The sequence below is a fragment of the Cognatishimia activa genome, assembly GCF_017798205.1.
GTDB lineage: Bacteria > Pseudomonadota > Alphaproteobacteria > Rhodobacterales > Rhodobacteraceae > Cognatishimia > Cognatishimia activa_A.
On the sequence record NZ_CP060010.1, the window covers coordinates 1,536,575 to 1,555,295 of the forward strand.

General features: G+C 58.1%; 20 protein-coding genes. 8 read left to right on the forward strand and 12 right to left on the reverse strand.

The annotated features are described in order from the left end of the window. Positions 1 to 48: 48 nt before the first annotated feature. Together pnp and HZ995_RS07440 are read right to left on the reverse strand one after the other, a co-directional pair. A complete protein-coding gene (gene pnp, locus HZ995_RS07435; protein WP_209358027.1) occupies positions 49 to 2,193 on the reverse strand; it encodes a polyribonucleotide nucleotidyltransferase in 2,145 nt (714 codons plus the stop codon). Positions 2,194 to 2,456: 263 nt separating this feature from the next. After that, a complete protein-coding gene (locus tag HZ995_RS07440; protein WP_209358028.1) occupies positions 2,457 to 3,170 on the reverse strand; it encodes a sterol desaturase family protein in 714 nt (237 codons plus the stop codon). Between the two features lie 248 nt (positions 3,171 to 3,418). On the opposite strand from HZ995_RS07440, the gene HZ995_RS07445 reads away from it, so the two are divergent. Next, positions 3,419 to 5,026 carry a BCCT family transporter gene (locus HZ995_RS07445; protein WP_209358029.1) on the forward strand — a complete coding sequence of 536 codons (1,608 nt, stop codon included), beginning with the start codon at positions 3,419 to 3,421 and terminating at the stop codon, positions 5,024 to 5,026. A 70-nt stretch (positions 5,027 to 5,096) separates the two neighbouring features. On the opposite strand, the gene HZ995_RS07450 is transcribed toward HZ995_RS07445, so the two are convergent. From HZ995_RS07450 to rbfA, 8 genes are all read right to left on the reverse strand, one after another. After that, positions 5,097 to 6,299: a GTP-binding protein gene (locus HZ995_RS07450; protein ID WP_209358030.1), complete on the reverse strand. Its 1,203-nt coding sequence runs from the start codon at positions 6,297 to 6,299 to the stop codon at positions 5,097 to 5,099. Positions 6,300 to 6,435: 136 nt separating this feature from the next. Then, positions 6,436 to 6,705: a 30S ribosomal protein S15 gene (gene rpsO, locus HZ995_RS07455; protein ID WP_209358031.1), complete on the reverse strand. Its 270-nt coding sequence runs from the start codon at positions 6,703 to 6,705 to the stop codon at positions 6,436 to 6,438. Between the two features lie 125 nt (positions 6,706 to 6,830). Next, positions 6,831 to 7,742: a calcium-binding protein gene (locus HZ995_RS07460; RefSeq protein WP_209358032.1), complete on the reverse strand. Its 912-nt coding sequence runs from the start codon at positions 7,740 to 7,742 to the stop codon at positions 6,831 to 6,833. 89 nt (positions 7,743 to 7,831) lie between these two features. Next, positions 7,832 to 8,098 carry a DUF5665 domain-containing protein gene (locus HZ995_RS07465; protein WP_209358033.1) on the reverse strand — a complete coding sequence of 89 codons (267 nt, stop codon included), beginning with the start codon at positions 8,096 to 8,098 and terminating at the stop codon, positions 7,832 to 7,834. A 24-nt stretch (positions 8,099 to 8,122) separates the two neighbouring features. Then, the gene (locus tag HZ995_RS07470) at positions 8,123 to 8,632 is read right to left on the reverse strand and encodes a DUF1643 domain-containing protein (protein WP_209358034.1); all 510 of its coding nucleotides are present in this window, start codon (positions 8,630 to 8,632) and stop codon (positions 8,123 to 8,125) included. After that, complete coding sequence (gene truB, locus HZ995_RS07475) at positions 8,629 to 9,540, reverse strand: tRNA pseudouridine(55) synthase TruB (RefSeq protein ID WP_209358035.1); 912 nt, start codon at positions 9,538 to 9,540, stop codon at positions 8,629 to 8,631. The genes HZ995_RS07470 and truB overlap by 4 nt, the downstream gene beginning before the upstream one ends. Positions 9,541 to 9,600: 60 nt before the next feature. After that, positions 9,601 to 10,323 (reverse strand): phosphodiester glycosidase family protein, encoded by a 723-nt coding sequence (locus tag HZ995_RS07480; RefSeq protein ID WP_209358036.1) that lies wholly within the window; start codon positions 10,321 to 10,323, stop codon positions 9,601 to 9,603. Continuing rightward, on the reverse strand, positions 10,320 to 10,712 hold the full coding sequence (gene rbfA / locus HZ995_RS07485) for a 30S ribosome-binding factor RbfA (protein WP_209358037.1): 393 nt from the start codon (positions 10,710 to 10,712) through the stop codon (positions 10,320 to 10,322). Before rbfA ends, HZ995_RS07480 begins: the two co-directional genes overlap by 4 nt. A gap of 83 nt (positions 10,713 to 10,795) precedes the next feature. Between rbfA and dapB the strand changes: the two genes are divergently transcribed. Next, complete coding sequence (gene dapB, locus HZ995_RS07490; RefSeq protein ID WP_209358038.1) at positions 10,796 to 11,605, forward strand: 4-hydroxy-tetrahydrodipicolinate reductase; 810 nt, start codon at positions 10,796 to 10,798, stop codon at positions 11,603 to 11,605. Positions 11,606 to 11,608: 3 nt separating this feature from the next. Here the strand turns inward: dapB and HZ995_RS07495 are convergent, their stop codons facing one another. Both HZ995_RS07495 and HZ995_RS07500 read right to left on the reverse strand, forming a co-directional pair. Then, on the reverse strand, positions 11,609 to 11,992 hold the full coding sequence (locus HZ995_RS07495) for a DUF983 domain-containing protein (RefSeq protein ID WP_209358039.1): 384 nt from the start codon (positions 11,990 to 11,992) through the stop codon (positions 11,609 to 11,611). 62 nt (positions 11,993 to 12,054) lie between these two features. Continuing rightward, entirely contained in the window at positions 12,055 to 12,234 is a 180-nt protein-coding gene (locus HZ995_RS07500) for a DUF1674 domain-containing protein (protein WP_209358040.1), read from the reverse strand. Between the two features lie 90 nt (positions 12,235 to 12,324). On the opposite strand from HZ995_RS07500, the gene HZ995_RS07505 reads away from it, so the two are divergent. From HZ995_RS07505 to HZ995_RS07530, 6 genes are all read left to right on the forward strand, one after another. Further along, positions 12,325 to 13,593: an RsmB/NOP family class I SAM-dependent RNA methyltransferase gene (locus tag HZ995_RS07505; protein ID WP_209358041.1), complete on the forward strand. Its 1,269-nt coding sequence runs from the start codon at positions 12,325 to 12,327 to the stop codon at positions 13,591 to 13,593. 33 nt (positions 13,594 to 13,626) lie between these two features. Continuing rightward, positions 13,627 to 14,112 carry a flavodoxin family protein gene (locus HZ995_RS07510; protein WP_209358042.1) on the forward strand — a complete coding sequence of 162 codons (486 nt, stop codon included), beginning with the start codon at positions 13,627 to 13,629 and terminating at the stop codon, positions 14,110 to 14,112. Positions 14,113 to 14,251: 139 nt separating this feature from the next. Beyond that, complete coding sequence (locus tag HZ995_RS07515; protein WP_245168780.1) at positions 14,252 to 15,994, forward strand: heparinase II/III family protein; 1,743 nt, start codon at positions 14,252 to 14,254, stop codon at positions 15,992 to 15,994. 16 nt (positions 15,995 to 16,010) lie between these two features. Continuing rightward, positions 16,011 to 17,600: a bifunctional phosphoribosylaminoimidazolecarboxamide formyltransferase/IMP cyclohydrolase gene (purH, locus tag HZ995_RS07520; protein WP_209358043.1), complete on the forward strand. Its 1,590-nt coding sequence runs from the start codon at positions 16,011 to 16,013 to the stop codon at positions 17,598 to 17,600. A gap of 28 nt (positions 17,601 to 17,628) precedes the next feature. Beyond that, positions 17,629 to 18,099: a signal peptidase II gene (lspA, locus tag HZ995_RS07525; protein WP_209358044.1), complete on the forward strand. Its 471-nt coding sequence runs from the start codon at positions 17,629 to 17,631 to the stop codon at positions 18,097 to 18,099. Positions 18,100 to 18,150: 51 nt separating this feature from the next. Next, complete coding sequence (locus HZ995_RS07530; RefSeq protein ID WP_245168781.1) at positions 18,151 to 18,669, forward strand: DUF3035 domain-containing protein; 519 nt, start codon at positions 18,151 to 18,153, stop codon at positions 18,667 to 18,669. Positions 18,670 to 18,721 lie beyond the last annotated feature (52 nt).

Here is an 18,721-nt window from a genome sequence, read left to right on the forward strand (position 1 = left end):
AAAAAGCCCCGCAGTTTGCGGGGCTTTTCTTTTCGTGCCAAGAGGACCTTACTCCTCAGCCTTTTCCTTTTTCGGCTCAGGCTTGATCTCTTCACCGGTTTCCTGATCGACGACTTTCATCGACAGGCGGACTTTACCACGGTCGTCAAAGCCCAGCAGCTTGACCTTAACTTCCTGACCTTCTTTCAGAACGTCGGATGGGTGGTTCAGGCGGCGGTTTTCGATCTGGGATACGTGCACCAGACCGTCGCGCTTACCAAAGAAGTTCACGAAAGCACCGAAGTCGACGATCTTAACGACTTTGCCGTTATAGATCTGGCCTTCTTCTGGCTCTGCCACGATCGAGTGGATCATGTCGTAGGCTTTTTGGATCGACTCACCGTTCGGGGACGCGATCTTGATCACGCCGTCGTCGTTGATGTCGACTTTCGCGCCAGAGACCTCAACGATTTCACGGATCACCTTACCGCCAGAGCCGATTACTTCACGGATCTTGTCGGTTGGGATGTTCATGGTCTCGATGCGAGGCGCGTGAACAGAGAAGTCAGAGGCGCCAGACAGCGCTTTGTTCATCTCGCCCAGGATGTGCATCCGGCCGTCTTTCGCCTGTGCCAGCGCTTTTTCCATGATCTCGGGCGTGATGCCTGCGACTTTGATGTCCATCTGCAGCGAGGTGATGCCGTTCTCGGTACCCGCCACTTTGAAGTCCATGTCGCCGAGGTGGTCTTCGTCACCCAGGATGTCGGTCAGGATCGCATAAGAGCCGTCATCCTCAAGGATCAGACCCATGGCCACACCCGCAACTGCGGATTTGAGCGGCACGCCCGCGTCCATCATGGACAGGGAGCCACCACAAACGGATGCCATAGAAGACGAGCCGTTGGATTCGGTGATTTCGGAAACCACACGCACGGTGTAAGGGAAGTCGGTTGCCGCTGGCAGAACCGCCTGCAGCGCGCGCCATGCCAGTTTGCCGTGACCGATTTCGCGACGACCTGGAGGGCCCACGCGACCAGCTTCACCTACAGAGTATGGAGGGAAGTTATAGTGCAGCAGGAAGTTAGAGCGGAAGTTGCCATGCAGTGCGTCGATGATTTGTTCGTCATCGCCGGTGCCCAGAGTGGTGACAACCAGACCTTGGGTCTCGCCGCGTGTGAAGAGGGCGGAACCGTGAGTCCGTGGCAGGAAGCCAACTTGGCTTTCGATCGCGCGCACAGTGGTGGTGTCACGACCGTCAATACGCTTGCCGGTTTTCACAACGTCACCGCGCAGAATGCCGGCTTCGAGCTTTTTCATCGCGGAGCCGAGGTTCGCGTCCTCAAGCTGCTCTTCGGTCAGAGCTTCTTTGATCGCGTCGCGGGCTGCGGAAACAGCTGCGGTGCGCTCTTGCTTGTCGGTGATCGCGAAAGCTGCACGCATTTGCTCTTCGCCAGCGGCTTTCACGGCAGCATAGAGATCGGCGTAGTCCGGTGCTTGGAAGTCAAACGGCTCTTTCGCGGCGTCTTCAGCCAGATCGATGATCAGGTCGATCACCGGCTGGAAGCTGTCGTGGGCAAATTTCACCGCACCCAGCATTTCTGCTTCGGACAGTTCGTAAGCCTCAGATTCCACCATCATCACGGCGTCTTTGGTGCCCGCAACAACGAGGTCCAGACGCTGATCTGGCTTGGTGCGCAGCTCGTCCATATCGTCGATTTCTGGGTTGAGGATGTATTCGCCATCCACGAAACCAACACGTGCCGCAGCAATCGGGCCCATGAATGGAACGCCAGAGATGGTCAGCGCCGCGGAAGCCGCGATCATCGCCACGATATCTGGGTCATTGACCAGATCGTGGGACAGAACGGTACACATCACGAGGACTTCGTGCTTGAAGCCTTCGACGAACAGCGGGCGGATCGGACGGTCGATCAAACGCGCGGTCAGAGTCTCTTTTTCGGTCGGACGCGCTTCGCGTTTGAAAAAGCCACCTGGGACTTTACCGGCCGCATAGTATTTCTCTTGGTAATGTACGGTCAGCGGGAAAAAGTCCTGACCGGGTTTTGGTGCCTTAGCAAAGGTCACAGCGGCCATAACCGAGGTTTCGCCCAGAGTGGCGATCACACAGCCGTCGGCCTGACGGGCAACCTTGCCCGTTTCCAGCGTGAGGGTCTCTTCGCCCCACTGCATCGTTTTCTTAGATTCGTTAAACATCTATCGTTTCCTAAGTCGGAGCACTCCCGGGCCCTCCCGGGTCTCCTGATTTTGATGGTGGCCCCATTGCCACCGACCCCTTATCCTCTTGCACGCGCCCGGGGCCTCAGGCGTCACGTCTCAGATAGGGCGCGCATAGCTGATTTTAAGGGGTTTGGAAAGGGCAGAGTCGTAACCACGGGGTTAAGGGGCTTTGCCCCTCTGAGAGGGATTGGGGCAATCCCTCTCATTCACCCCAGAGTATTTCGGGCAAGATGAAAGTGTTAAGCCTTCTCGCCCGGCATCCGCGTGATGCCGAACGCCTTACGCGCCGTCACAAGCCGGAGGTCTTCGGGGTCCATACCCAAGGACAGCATCGTCTCTCGATCAAAACGTTCGCGCGCGGTGTCGCGGTCATGCGCAGTGCCGAAGAGCCGGTCGATCCATTCCATCCCAAGGCTCACATGGAACGTGGCATGGTGGTCTTGGTAGTGGTGTGCCATGTGCTTGCGGGTGACACGTTGGCCGAACCAGCCTTTCTTCACGTTCAGATGGGCCAGCGTGTGGCAATATTCATAGAAGGTGAAGGCCGAGACCGAACCAACAAAGAGCATGATCACTGCAAAGTAGAGCGCAGAGGTGAAGCCAAGAAACGGCCACATGATCAGCGCGTGGATGGCGACCGAGACCAGACCGAAGCGAACGGCGAACCAATGGTCGTCGCCGGTGAAATACTCTGCGTCGGTCGGAAATTCGTGGTGCGCGATATGGGTGCGATAGAGATCGTTAAAGACCCCTTGGTCCGTCGGAGGCTCGCGATGATAAAGAAAACGGTGCATCACATATTCCACAAAGAACTGCAGCACGGCTCCATACGCCAGCGCGGGGATAACCCACCAACTTGGGAAAAGTATAATTAAAACAACGCCAAAGAGCCAAAGCGGGGCCAGCCTATGCAGGCTTCCCATATTGATCAGAACGGACAGAGCTTGTTTCATCGTGATCCTCCAAGTTGGCCAAACATGACGGAATCGCCGTCCGGTGGTCAAATCTGACATCGCGTCAACTTTGTCTCATTAGGTTAGGTAGAAACCACCTTTTGTCGTCGCCCTCGAAACAAAAGATGTCGATTTTAGTGGATTGCGAAACAAAGTGTCGCATACGGTAGGAGGATCGCCGACCCGGCGGTTGTTCTTGGTTTATGGCCTCCAGTCGCCTGGTTTTTGTTAAAGAGTTGGAGGATTTTATGTCTGACACAAATAATTCCCCAGGGACGGGCGACCAAACCCTGGAGTTCGAAACGGACTATGAGTTGGGACAAGACAATATCCGGCCGATGGGGCTTGATATTCACAATCCAGTTTTCCTGGTGTCCAGTATTGTCATTGCAGGGTTTGTTCTTTTGTCTTTGGCCAACCAAGAGGCCTCGGCGGCCTTTTTCGGATGGCTGCGCCCTTGGCTGACCAGCACGTTTGACTGGTTCTTGGTGCTCTCTGTGGACGCCATTACCCTGTTCTGTCTGGCGCTGATTGTCTTGCCCGTGGGCAAGGTGCGGATCGGCGGCAAAGACGCCAAGCCTGATTATTCCTATGCCGGTTGGATTGCGATGATGTTCGCAGCCGGTATCGGTATTGGTCTCTTGTTCTTTGGCGTTCTTGAGCCGGTGTACTACCAGTTCTCTGAAGGTGGCGGCGCGAGCCCTCTGGGCATCGACCAGTCGCAGCCAGGCAATGAATACATCGGTGTTGTCGGCACGATCCACCATTGGGGTCTTGAGGGCTGGGCGGTCTATGCGGCCGTGGGTCTGAGCCTCGGGATCTTTTGCTATAACCTCGGTCTACCGCTCACGCTGCGGTCTGCGTTCTATCCAATTCTGGGCGAGCGCGTCTGGGGCTGGTGGGGTCACATCATCGATACGCTTGCGGTGTTCGCGACACTCTTTGGCCTGACCACATCGCTGGGTCTGGGTGCCCAGCAGGTGGCTGCGGGTCTGAACGAAGTCTTTGGCATCACGCCAACCCCGACCGTAACAGTTCTGTTGATCATCGGCATCACCGTGATCGCGCTGGGCTCCGTTCTGCTGGGCATGGACGCGGGTGTGAAACGTCTGTCCGAGATCAATATGATCATGGCGGTTGGCCTGTTCATCTTTGTGATCCTGGTAACAGGGGTTGGTGCCGCGATTTCGCGCTATTTCAACGTGATGGTGGACTACATCGTGCTCTTGCCGGCGTTGTCCAACCCGTTTGGGCGAACCGACACGAGCTTCTTCCACGGCTGGACGACCTTCTATTGGGCCTGGTGGATCGCTTGGTCTCCATTCGTTGGCATGTTCATCGCGCGGATCTCGCGGGGACGGACTGTGCGTGAATTCGTGATCTGTGCACTGGTTGCGCCTACCGCGGTTTGTGCGCTGTGGATGTCCACTTTTGGTGGTGCCGCGATCGACATGCTGAATGCAGGTGGCGCAGAGGGCGTTAAGGCAACCGTTATTGACGCCTACAAGCCCGAAGGCGCACTGTTTGGCTTCCTTAAGGAACTGCCGCTTTACAGCATCGTCGCGCCGATTGCGCTGGTTCTGATCGTGATCTTCTTTGTGACCTCGTCAGACTCGGGTTCACTGGTCATCGATACGATCACAGCAGGCGGCAAGATGGACGCGCCTCCGGTGCAGCGTGTGTTCTGGTGTACGCTGGAAGGCCTCGTGGCGATTGCGCTTCTGTTGGGCGGCGGTTTGTCCGCGCTTCAGGGGGCGGCGGTTTCGACCGGTATTCCGTTCACGCTTGTGGTTTTGATCATGTGCTATTGCCTGTGGCTGGCTCTGCGGTCTGAGGCCAAGAAACAGAACGGTTAAGGGTAATACCTGCCGCTAAAAACAAGATCGCCCGCGCTGGGGAAAGCGCGGGCGTTTTCTTTGGCGAGGATTAATTGCGACGCCAAAGAGGGAATGGGTCATCCTCGTAAGGATAGGTCTCGAGGCTTTCCAAGGTTGCATCCTTGACCAAGCAGGCGTCCATCTGAGCCGTCATCCATGCCCAGTCGATGCCAGATCCAATAAACACCAGCTCTTGGCGGCGATCGCCAAAAGGTTCGGACCAATGGGATTTCAGATAGTCGCGCGCTTGCTGGTGATCGGGCCAGCGATCTTCTGGCACCGAAGCCCACCATGTGCCCAAAGGCGTGACTGATGACAGCGCGCCGGCCAGCGAAAACTCTGCAACCCAATCCGGCCGCGTTGTCATCCAGAAGTGCCCCTTGGCGCGGATCACGCCGGGGAGGTCTCCGTTCAGGAAGGCGTGGATCTTGACTGGATCGAAAGGTGCACGCGCGCGGTAAACGAAAGAGGCGATGCCGTATTCTTCGGTTTCTGGTGTGTGGTCTTCAAAGCCGTAAAGCTCTTTGGCCCACATTGGGTGTTCGTGGGCTTTCTCAAAGTCAAAGAGGTTCGTATTGAGGATCTCTTTCGGCTCCACAACACTGTGGCTGGTTTGAATGATCTTGGCGTCCGCATTCAGGCTGCGGATGATTTTCAAAGCGGCGTCGACATTCTGAGGCGTCGTATCCTGGACCTTGTTCAGGATGACAACATCAGCAAATTCGATCTGATCGGTCAGCAAATGCACCAGAGTGCGCTCGTCCTCTTCGCCCATGGTTTCGCCGCGGTCCGCCAAGAAATCGTGGCTCGAGAAATCGTTGAGCAGATTTACCGCGTCCACCACGGTGACCATTGTGTCCAGACGCGCGAGGTCGTCGAGGCTGTCCCCGCCTTCGTCGCGGAACTCAAAGGTTGCGGCGACAGGAAGGGGTTCGGAAATCCCGGTCGACTCGATCAGCAAATAATCAAACCGAGCCTCTTCGGCCAGACGGCGTACTTCGGCCAGAAGGTCATCGCGCAGGGTGCAGCAGATGCAGCCGTTGGACATCTCAACGAGGGTCTCGTCGGTCTGGCTCAGCTCTGCACCGCCTTCGCGCAGAAGGTCGGCGTCGATGTTGACCTCGGACATGTCGTTTACGATGACGGCCACCTTCAGGCCGTCGCGGTTGTTCAAAATGCGGTTCAAGAGTGTGGTTTTGCCGGCGCCAAGAAAGCCTGACAGGACCGTCACCGGAAGGCGGGACTCATTCATGGGGATCTTCTAGAAATGTTATATCGTAACAATCATGCAATGAGAAAAGTTTCAAGAGGCTGAATGCCAGACAAACAAAAACCCCCGCACGACCGATCGTGCAGGGGTTTCTTGATACCGAGGGTTCGGTGTCGTCTTAGCGACGCAGGCCCAGACGCTTGATCAGATCAGCGTAGCGCGCTTCGTCTTTGCCCTTCAGGTAGTCCAGCAGCTTGCGGCGCTGAGCAACCATTTTCAAAAGACCACGACGGCCGTGGTTGTCTTTTTTGTGGGTTTTGAAGTGCTCGGTCAGGGTCGCGATGCGGGAAGAGAGGATGGCAACCTGAACTTCAGGCGAACCGGTGTCGCCTTCTTTGGTTGCGTATTCTTTCATCACGCGTGCTTTTTCTTCAACAGTGATCGACATCGGGGTCTCCTTAGTTAAGGGTTCAGGGCGCAAGCCGGGATGTCGTCCAGCAGGGTCCTATGGAGTATCACGTGATTCCACGCGATTGCGCGCATATAGGCGGTTTGGCTTCAAAAGGGAAGGGGTCAGGCGGGCAGACTAGTGATGATCGAGATGTCGGCTGGTGTAAGCGCGCCACCCCCGACAACAGTCAGGATGGTTTCGCCGTCAAGCATCACATGTCCAATCGTCGGATCCGATGCGTCGGCGGCGACCGTCAATCGTGCGGGATCCAACGTGCCCGTCTCGTCATAAAAGGCGACGCTGTCTTTGGTGTCGTCAAAATCAGCCCAAAGCGCCGCATTTCCGCCCGCGTTCCAATGGCTGACAATGGCCTGATCCGCGCCGCTGATGCCTTCGATGAAATCACCTGCCCCTGCGATCAGGATGTCATCGCCTTGTCCGCCGACCAGAGTGTCGCCGACATCAATGTCTTCGCCCTGCGCGTTCAGAACCGTTCCTATCAGAATGTCATCACCTGACCCGCCGGAAAAATCATCTGCCCCAAGGCCGCCTGTGATCGTATCGTTGCCATGATTGCCAGAGACAAAATCCGCGCCCGCACCGCCACAGAGCTGGTCCTGACCCAGCCCGCCAAAAAGCGTGTCGTTCCCCGCGTCGCCCGATAGCCAATCATCGTCCAATCCGCCGAGCAACAGGTCCGCATCCTCTCCGCCAAAGAGCGCGTCGTTCTCGTCCCCGCCTTCCAGTCGGTCCTCGCCATGGCCGCCATAGAGCTCATCCTCGTCATCCTGGCCGATCAGGACATCGTTCCCGTCATTGCCAACCAAAGTGTCCGCGCCGCCATAACCGTTGAGCTGATCATTGCCCGCGCCGCCTTCAAGAAAATCTGCAATGTCAGAGCCCGGGAGGATCTGATCTGTGATCAGGCCGTCATCCTCTGGCGCGTCGTCGCTGTCGTCCTCAGGCTCTGGCCCCGTATCCCACAGTGCCGCGCCCAAAGCGGCCATGCCCAGCAATGTCGCAAATACCCACATAGGCTCCTCCCTAAAGCTGGAAGAGACTATTAATTTCAGCGCGTTAGAGACAGAAGGCTCTGGACTGTCGGTTAATTGGTTAACGGGCGTTATTGCGTGGTGTCGATCTGTTTCAGGATCTCGGATGCCCAGTTTCCGATCAGGGGGATAAACTCTATCTGGCTGATAAACCACGCTAAAATCGAAACTACGATGGTTGCGCCCAGCACCGACCCAAGGCCAAAGGCCAAGCCACGCCCCAGTTGAAACAGCATCATGCGCCAGACGGAGTTCTGAATGCGAATGAACCGATGTTGGTTCAGCTTTTCGACCTCAACGGTCAGTTTCTCAAGTGTCTCTTGGGAGGTGGGGTCCATGAAAATCACTTTCTGATCAATGGGCTAGAGCGGCCAGAGTTCCGGCTGCTGCGCATAGGCGATATAGAGCGGGTGGCGCGGATGGCCAGCTTTGGTTTGCCCGAAACTATGCACCGCGCGACCGCTTCGCGCCAAGAGGTCTCGGACCTTGAATCCTTGATCCAAATGGTCGCCATGGGCCCCCCAAGCCGCGATCACCGTGTCGGCCCAATCGCAGGTTTCCGTAATAAAGGCTGCGTTCTCAGGACCTTCGGGAGATTTATGTTTCCGCATCTTGTGCGGATCGGTTTCACGCAGGGCGAAAATATTCACCGCGCGAAAGCCGCCAAATCCCAAGGCGCGCGCGCGGCGTTCGCAGCGTTCAATCGTGGGATCATTCTGAATCTCTGTCGCTTTTGATGGATTAAGCATGATGAACGCAACTTTGCGCCCTGTTTCATCCCAAACCCGGGTCAGCGCATAGCGATAGGTCTCGCAATCAGAATAGACGGCGGTCGAGGCCGCGTCGTCTTTTTGATGGCTCCGCGTGATCATTCAGGCAGGACGAAGACCCGCGAAGGGTGCAACTCGCCCGCTTTGAAAACGCCCACGGCAATGGGGTCTCCATCGAGGCTGGCCCAGCATTCTTCGCCATATTCTACGTCGCTTGCGATCACCATGCCCGGATTGCCATTGCGCAACCGCACGGCGCCTTCGGCAGTGGCTTTGACCTCGGTCAGCTCGGTCAGCCCTTCGGTCAAAGGGCGCAGATAGGCGTCGAGCTCTGGCGTTTTGGCCATCTCATCAATCTGTTCAATGGAGATACCGTCTGAGGCCGTGAAAGGCCCGGACCAGATCCGGCGCAGCTCGCGCACATGGCCCAAACACCCCAAAGCCTCGCCCAGATCGCGGGCAATTGAGCGCACGTAGCCCCCTTTCCCGCAGGTCATCTCGAGCGTGACGTGATCCGCGTCCTCGCGGTCGATCATAACCAGTTCCTCGACCCAAAGGGGGCGCGCAGCGATCTCAAAGTCTTCGTCGTCGCGCGCCAGCTTATAGGCCCGCTCGCCGTCGATTTTGACGGCTGAGAACTTTGGAGGCACCTGCATGATGTCGCCAACGAATTGGCCAAGTGCGGCTTTGATGTCGTCGTCCGTGGGACGCGCTTCCGAGGTCGCGATCACTTCGCCCTCGGCATCGTCCGTGTTGGTCGCAGCCCCCAGCCGCACCGTGAATGTATAGGCCTTGAGGCTGTCAGTGATGTAAGGAACCGTCTTGGTCGCTTCGCCCAGAGCTACGGCCAGAACGCCCGTCGCCTCTGGATCCAGAGTGCCAGCATGGCCCGCCTTTTTCGCAGCCATCGCCCAGCGCACCTTATTGACCACTGCAGTCGAGGTCATCCCCGCCGGTTTGTCCACCACGAGCCAGCCCGAAATATCCCGACCTTTGCGTTTGCGCGCCATCTTTGACCTCTGAATTCAACGAAAGCGCCGGATAGGCAAAACTGAAGCGCCCGTCAACGGCTACTCGACCACACCGACAATCGGCCCCATCCAGAACCCGGGATCGGACCGGTCCAGATCCGTTGCATGCAAGCGGCTGATCTTACCATCGAAATAGAGCGCCTGAGGCAGCTTCAGGATATCGCGGAAGAACCGCGCGAATTCGTGGAAATTGACGGAATTCTCGGATTTCACAAAGATCGCCGTCTTGCCGTCAGCCGAAGTGCCAACCCCATTACGCACGAATTTCGACGTGCTGTCAGGAAGGAATCGCGGATGCAACTGGCCGTCGATTACTAGCATGGGGCCTGACTGGGTTGCGTAGGTACACTCGGGAGTGTCCGCTTTGTACGCAAGGCTCTCGATCACATCAGCACGAGCGCTGCGGATGCAGAGAACTCCGTTCGGCACGAGGCCGAAATTGCCGGGGCCCGAGTTTGGATAGAGTTTGGACTCTTGCCGACCCTCTTCCAGATAAAGCCCAACCGGACGGCGATCCAAGTGATACATGCCAGCGTTCATGCCAAAGCTCAGGGTCTGGCCCTCGGGCAAACTGGCTTCAATCGAGGAAAACTGGCCGAGAATTTCACCCGCATCATCGCGCAGAAACAGGCGCAGGTTTTCCTCAGCAGGCCGGACCGTGCAGATCGTATAGCGATTGCCTTCATAGCGCGCATTCTCACAGGTGACGGCCGAGGCCAATCCCGGCAAAAACAGCGCTATGAGAACCGCCGCAATCCTCATTCGATATCGCGTTTCACGTTATCAAGGTTCAGCATGCGGCGCGTGTCATCCATCTGATCAAAGGTCTGATCGAGTTGAAACCGCAGATCCGGGGTGAACTTGAGGCCCAGTTTCTTGCCGACCACCCGGCGCAGCTCGGCCTTATTGGCGGCCAGCAGCTTCAGAACATTCTCCTGCCCCTTGCCGCCCAAAGGCAGCACATAGGCTGTCGCGATCTTCAGATCTGGGCTCGTACGCACCTCACCCACAGTGATCGACATGCGGTTGAGGTCCGGATCATGGATATCGCCACGCTGCAGGACTTCCGACAGGGTACGCCTGATCAACTCGCCGACGCGAAGCTGGCGCTGAGATGGGCCCGGGCCGTCGTGGAACTTGTTCTTTCCCATATGACTGACTTATGTCCTTTCAGGGTCTTTGCCAAGCGAGGCTTATAAGGTAAGGGCAGGCGGATAGCCCAAAGGAGACGGATATGGAAGAGCTGCCAGGCATTGTGATCACCGGAGCATCAGGTCGTATGGGCCAAATGCTGATCAAGACCGTGCTTGAGAGCGACAAGGCGCGTCTCGTCGGGGCTGTGGAACGCGAGGGCCATGACTGGATCGGTCAGGACGTTGGTGTCGCCATAGGCGGTGCTGCCGTTGGGGTGTCTGTAACCGACAAACCCCTTGAGGCCTTTGCCAAAGCGCAGGCTGTTATTGATTTTACAGCACCTGCAGCCACAATCGCCTTTTCCAAATTGGCGGCGCAAGCCCGAGCCGTTCATGTGATTGGCACCACGGGCATGACCGACGAGGAAATCGCGCAACTGGAACCCGCTAGCCATCACGCCGTGATCGTGCGCGCGGGCAATATGAGCCTCGGCGTCAATCTGCTGACGCAGCTGACCAAAAAGGTCGCGGCCGCTCTGGATGACGAATTTGACATCGAGATCATCGAATCCCATCACCATCATAAGGTGGATGCCCCGTCAGGCACCGCGCTCATGCTAGGCGAAGCTGCTGCCGAAGGGCGCGGCGTTGCGCTCAATGACGTACGTGACTCAGGTCGCGACGGCATCACCGGCGCGCGCAAAAAGGGCGATATCGGCTTCACAGCTATCCGCGGCGGAGACATTGTCGGCGAACACGACGTGCTCTTTGCAGCCGCAGGCGAACGCATCATTCTGCGCCACATGGCCACTGATCGTTCGATCTTTGCGCGCGGCGCATTGAAAGCCGCGCTTTGGGGCCAGGACAAAATGCCCGGCCAATATGACATGCTGGATGTGCTGGGGCTCTAAGCTCTACTTAAACCCGTGCATCCGCTTGGCCCATTGCCAAGCCACGATCATGCCTTTGAAGCGTGGCAGGACCAGCAAGGCCACAACTGTGGCCAGCGCACACATAGACACAGCCAAAGTCAAAGGCGACGGACGCATGTACTCCCACATGGTGGTCAGGAAAAAGATCACCACGTGGCCCACAACAAGAATTGTCAGATACGCAGGCCCATCATCCGCGCGCTGAGGTGTATAATCTTCGCGGCACTCTGGGCAGTGATCCACAACCTTGAGATAGCTGTGCAGCAAGCGCCCTTCGCCGCAATTCGGACAGCGGCACTGCAAGCCTTTCATCAGTGATGGCATCAAAGGGCGATCATCTGGCTCATTCACACTCAAGTCACTCATTCTCTTGCTCCAAATATCCCGGGGTTTGGGGCAGAGCCCCAGCCTTGGACCGTAGGTTTGCCTCAGAAATCGACGGCAATGCCCTTCTTCTCCCAATCGCCATAGCGCACAGGCTCCGGTCCATCGCGGCCGCCCAGTTCAGGCGCCAGAGCCATCTCCTCGGCCTTTTTGCGGCGCGCCTCGGCCTCTGCTAGCGCACGTTGCGCGGCGGGGGGCAGGTCTTTGTTCTCAGATTCGGACATCGCATGCGCTCCTTTGGCGGGGTTTCTTTCCCACATCACCCCTGATATACGCCCGCCGCACCCCTGCACAAGTGAGACAAGGAGTCCCTGATGCCTCAAGCCGGTCTGCCCGCGCGCCGCGCCGCTGTGTTCCTGCTGGATCAGGTTCTGGGCGAAGGACGTCTTTTGTCTGAAGCCATCGGAGGCGGGGCATTGGAGCGTCTGGATCCCGCCGACCGCGCCACGGCGCAACGTCTGGCGACGGAAACTCTACGGGGCCTCGAACGCATCGACCGCATCCTGCAGAAACACCTGCAGAAATACCCGCCGATCACCGTGCGCAACGCCCTTCGTATCGGCGCTTACGAGCTTTGCATCGGCGGCGCGGCCCATGGCGTCGTGAATTCCTTTGTCGAGATCGTCTCACGCAGCAAACGCCATGGCTCGATGAAGGGTCTTGTGAATGCGGTGCTGCGCAAAGTGGCCGCCAACGGTGCCGAGGTCTATCCGACCCTACGCACACCCCGCTTGCCGAAATGGCTGCGGGGGCCGCTGGTTGAGGCCTATAGCCCCGAGATCGTAGCCGCCATCGAAGAAGCCCATTTCGCGGGCGCTCCTCTGGACCTGACCGCGAAATCTGACCAAGGCGCATTGCAACGCGCGACCGAAGGCGGGCTTTTGCCAACGGGGTCCGTGCGTTTGAAAGAGGCGGGTCAGGTCTCGATGCTGCCGGGCTTTAAGAAAGGCACATGGTGGGTGCAGGACGCAGCGGCTGCGATTCCGGTGCAGGTTTTGGCTCCCAAAGACGGTGAAGCGGTCCTAGAACTCTGCGCCGCGCCGGGTGGGAAAACCATGCAGATCGCAGCCTCTGGTGCGCAGGTTCGCGCTGTGGACACCAGCGAATCTCGCATGGCGCGGGTCGCGGAAAACCTGAGGCGTACAAAATTAGAAGCCGAACTCGTGGTCGGAGACGCTCTGGCGGAAGAGGGCCAATGGGACGCGATCCTTCTGGACGCGCCTTGCTCTGCCACTGGCACTATCCGTCGTCATCCAGATTTGCCTCACGCGAAGGATGGCAGCGATTTCTTTGATCTCTTCAACCTTCAGGCGCAAATGCTCGATCACGCGGTGCACTTGCTGAAACCCGGCGGGCGTTTGGTCTATTGCACCTGTTCGCTCTTGCCAGATGAAGGCGAAGCGCAAGTTGAAGAACTCTTGGAACGCCACGAAGGTCTGCGCGTCGACGCCGAAGCGCTAGACATCGAGGGCATCGACCCGGCTTGGCGCTCTGAAGAAGGCGGGCTGCGTCTGCGTCCAGACTATTGGGCGGATCAAGGCGGCATGGACGGGTTTTACATCGCCTGCATTCGCAAGGACTAGGCCCGCGTTCCCTCGCGCGCTAGGGTGGCGGGCATGAGCAGGCTCCTTATCATCTATCATTCCCGCACAGGTGGGGCCAAAGCGATGGCGCAGGCCGCGTTTGAGGCCGCGCAGAGCGAATGTGACGCCGTGCTTTTGCAAGCAAAAGACGCGGGCCACGCGGATATGCTGGCCGCGCAGGGTTATATCTTCTGCTGTCCCGAAAACCTCGCGGCCATAACTGGCGAGATGAAAGAGTTCTTTGACCGCAGCTACTACCCTCTGCTGGGCAGGATCGAAGGCCGCGCCTATGCGCTGATGGTCTGCGCAGGCAGCGATGGAGAGAATGCCGTGCGCCAAATGTCGCGCATCGCGACGGGCTTACGCTTGCGTCAAGCCCAAGAGCCGATCATTGTAAACACGGATGCGCAAACGCCCGAGGCGATACTGGCCCCAAAAACTTTGACCGACGCCCAACTCGCGCCGTGCAAAGAACTGGGCGAGGCCTTTGGGGCAGGCTTGTCCCTGGGTGTATTTTAACAAGATTTCGAACGGGGCGATGTATTGCCCGTCTTAACCGAACCTTTGCCAAGCCGCGCTAAAGCGATTGCAGGTGACTTTGGCAGTTGAGAGGAGTAAACTCTGGTGCAAACGCCAAAGAGCGTAGAGGCAGATCGAGATGTTCAATCCGGATAGTCTGAGCGCGCGATACACGCGGGCGATGCACCGTTTTCATGCCCGGCTGAGCACACGTGCTCGGCCAGCGACCGCGTTTACCTCGACACCAGAGCCGCGCACCATCGGTGTTTTTGCCAAAGGCCGGCAGCTTTTGGCAGGCAATTTTCTGTTCGCAGGTCACTTGGTGGTCGCGCCTGAAACCTCGATCTGGGACCTTGATACGCCCGATCCCGAATTCGAAGAAGATCTGCATGGCTTTGCGTGGCTCGATGATTTCGCAGCCGTTGGCGACACGCCCTGCCGCGAAAAGGCGCAGCTTTGGGTGTGGCGGTGGATTGATCGCTACGGCAAAGGCGATGGGCCCGGGTGGACGCCGGACCTTACGGGGCGGCGGCTTATTCGCTGGATCAACCACGCGATGCTCTTGCTGCAACGTCAGGACAAGGATCAGCAGGCGCGGTTCTATCGGTCTTTGGCGCAGCAGACGATCTTTCTGTCTCGCCGCTGGCACAAGGCGCAGCCGGGGTTGCAGCGGTTTGAAGCACTGACAGGGCTCATTTATGCCGGCCTTGCGCTCGAAGGCATGGGCAAACATGTAAAGCCTGCCGTGAAAGCTTTGGGCCGCGAATGTCAGGCGCGGATCGATGCTGAAGGCGGGATGCCGTCGCGCAATCCGGAAGAACTTCTGGAAGTCTTTACATTGCTCACCTGGGCAAGTGCCGCTTTGACGGATGCGGATCAACCGCTGACCGCCCCGCATCAGGTGGCGATAGAACGGATCGCGCCGACTTTGCGCACCTTGCGCCATTCCGACGGGGGATTGGCTCGGTTTCATGGAGGTGGTCGTGGGCTGGAAGGTCGTTTGGATACGGCTTTGGCTGCCAGCGATGTGAAATCTCGGCAAGCCGATGGTCTGGCGATGGGATTTGCACGGCTGTCTGGCGGGCGGACCTCGGTGATCGTGGATGCAAGTTCTCCGACCATTGGCGAAGAATCCCAGAACGCCCATGCCTCAACGCTGGCCTTTGAGATGACCAGCGGTCGGAGGCCCGTGATTGTGAACTGCGGCTCTGGCGTGAGTTTCGGCGAAGACTGGCGGCGCGCTGGGCGGGCGACGCCAAGCCATTCGACAGTGGCCTTGGATGGATTCAGCTCCGCGCGATTGGGCGAAAGTGGCCGGGGTTGGCGGGATGAACAGCTGATTGACGCACCCAGAGAAGTGCCGATCCAGATGAGCCCCGTCGCAGATGGCATCCGCTTTGAAGGTGGTCACGACGGTTTTGTCGCAACCCACGGTCTGACCCATGCACGCACTTTGGAGCTGACATTTGATGGGCGCGGCCTGGCGGGCGAAGACTTGCTCTTGGCCTTGCAAGACAACGCGAAACGCCAATTTGACCGCGTGATGGACGCCAAAAAGCTGCAAGGCATCCCCTATCAAGCGCGATTCCACCTGCATCCGGACGCAAGTGCCGAGATCGATATGGGCGGGGCTGCGGTCTCTGTTGCACTGAAAAGCGGGGAAATCTGGATATTCCGCCATGATTCCGGCGCGCATTTGTCTGTGGAACCGTCAGTTTATTTAGAAAAAGGCCGATTAAAGCCGCGTGCGGCCAAACAGATAGTTTTATCTGGGGTCGCGATGGAGTATGCGACGCGCATCCGGTGGTCTCTGGCCAAGGCGCAGGACTCTGCAATGGCGATCAGGGATCTTCACCGGGAAGAGCTTGACCTGACCCATTGAACGGACCCCAAAACCGATGACCGACCTGACGCCGATCCGCCGCGCCCTGATTTCTGTATCTGACAAAACGGGGCTGATCGAGCTCGGAAAGTCCCTTAGCGATCGTGGTGTAGAGCTGCTGTCTACCGGTGGGTCCGCGAAGGCGCTGCGCGATGCTGGGCTGACGGTTGTGGATGTGGCGGATGTCACAGGCTTTCCGGAAATGATGGATGGCCGCGTAAAGACGTTGCACCCGAAGGTGCACGGCGGCCTTCTGGCGCTGCGCTCTAACCCAGAGCATGTGGCCGCCATGGAAGAGCACGGCATTGGCGGCATCGATCTGCTTGTCGTGAACCTCTATCCGTTTGAGGCGACAGTGGCCGCAGGTGGCGACTATGAGACCTGCATCGAGAACATCGACATCGGCGGCCCGGCTATGATCCGCGCGGCCTCGAAGAACCACGATGACGTGGCGGTGATCGTGGACGTGCAGGATTATGATGGCCTTCTGGCGGAACTCGATGCCAATGACGGCCAAACCACCTATGCGTTCCGCAGCAAACAAGCCCAGATCGCCTATGCGCGCACCGCGGCCTATGACGCGGCTGTGTCCAATTGGATGGCCTCGGCAATTGGCGAAGAAGCCCCGCGTCGCCGCGCGGTTGCGGGCGAGCTGGTGCAGACTCTGCGTTATGGCGAGAACAGCCACCAGCAGGCGGCGTTTTATACCGATGGCTCCGGTCGTCCGGGTGTTGCGACAGCTCAGCAGTTGCAGGGTAAGGAGTTGTCCTACAACAACATCAACGACACCGATGCGGCGTTCGAGCTGGTCGCCGAGTTCGCGCCAGAGAACGGTCCGGCCTGCGCGATCATTAAACACGCGAACCCTTGTGGCGTGGCCGTTGGAGCGACACTCGTGGAAGCCTATCAAAAGGCCTTTGACTGCGACCGCACCTCGGCCTTTGGTGGCATTGTTGCTCTGAACCAGCCGCTGGATGCCGAAACCGCGACCAAGATCGTTGAGATTTTTACCGAGGTCGTGATTGCTCCGGGTGCGTCTGATGAGGCGAAAGAGATCTTTGCGGCCAAGAAAAACCTGCGCCTTTTGCTGACCGAAGGTCTGCCGGATCCAAAGAAACCGATCATGGCTTACAAACAAGTCGCGGGCGGCATGTTGATCCAAGACAAGGACGTGGGTTCTGTTGCCAAGGAAGAGCTGAAAGTCGTTACCAAGAAAGCACCGACCGACGCACAGATGGCCGATCTACAGTTCGCTTGGAAAGTCGCGAAACACGTGAAATCCAACGCCATTGTTTACGTCAAAGACGGCGCAACCGTCGGCGTTGGCGCAGGCCAGATGAGCCGCGTGGACAGCGCCAATGTCGCCGCTGCCAAGGCGGAACGCATGGCGGCGGAGCTGGGTCTGGACGAAAGCCTCGCCAAAGGCTCTGCAGTTGCATCTGACGCCTTCTTCCCATTTGCCGACGGTCTGCTTGAGGCCGCCGCAGCGGGTGGCACCTGTGTGATCCAACCGGGCGGCTCCATGCGCGACAATGAGGTGATTGCCGCCGCTGATGAGGCCGGACTCGCAATGGTCTTTACAGGCATGCGTCACTTCCGCCACTAAGGGCGAGGCGACAATTAAGGGGCGGCAGATGCGGCTGGTATTTTGGATCGGATTTTGGATTTTCCTGCTGGATCAGGCGTCCAAATTCTATGTCGTCCATATGCTGGAACTGGATCGCGTCACGCGGATCGAGGTCTGGCCGCCCTTCCTGAACCTTCATATGGCCTGGAACACCGGCGTGAATTTCGGCCTTTTGGCCGGAAACAGTGACGTGGCGCGTTGGGCATTGATCTTTGTGGCGCTGACGATCTGTACCTTTGTGATCTATTGGATCTGGCGGGATCGTCCGCAGCTCAAGGGGCTGATCTCGGCTGGATTGCTCATTGGCGGGGCCTTGGGCAACGTGGTGGACCGCTTTATTTACGGCGCCGTGGCGGATTTTCTGAACATGAGCTGCTGTGGCTTTGACAACCCATATGCCTTCAACGTGGCCGATATCTCTGTGTTTATCGGCGCACTTGGGTTGGCTTTTTGGGGCGGGGCTCAAAAGCAGGCGTGACGGATCGGATCCGATCCGTTAAGCATAGGCGAAACGACAGGAGACGTCTGAATGGGCGGAATGCGCGCAGTCATCTTGGGAATGGTTCTGGTCTTGGCTGGTTGTGCCAATGAGAAAGGCATCCGTGTGCTGTCTTCTGGCGACGAAGGCCCGGATGAATTCGCGATCATGCCGACCAAGGAACTGGCGGCGCCAGCAAGCTATTCCAGCCTGCCGGAACCAACGCCGGGTGGCACCAACCTTGCAGACGTTGATCCATTGGCAGAAGGCGCGGCCGCTTTGGGCGGCAATCGCACCACAGCCTCGGCTGGCTCGTCCTTCCCCGCAACGGACAGCGCGCTTGTCAGCTATGCATCTCGCAATGGCACGAACCCAAATATCCGCGAGCAACTGGCGCAGGATGACGAGGCCGTCCGAGGTCAATTCAACCGCTTTGTGTCTTGGCGTCTTGGGTCGAACGACCGCTACAATGAGATCTACCGCCGCTATCACCTGAACGCCTATCGCGAGCTCGCCCGCTGGCGTCGCGCCGGCGTGAAAACGCCGACGGCCCCTACGCCTCCTCAGTAATCTTCGCTCACAATCGCGTAAAACCGGTTGAAGCGCGCCCCGCGCGGCGTAA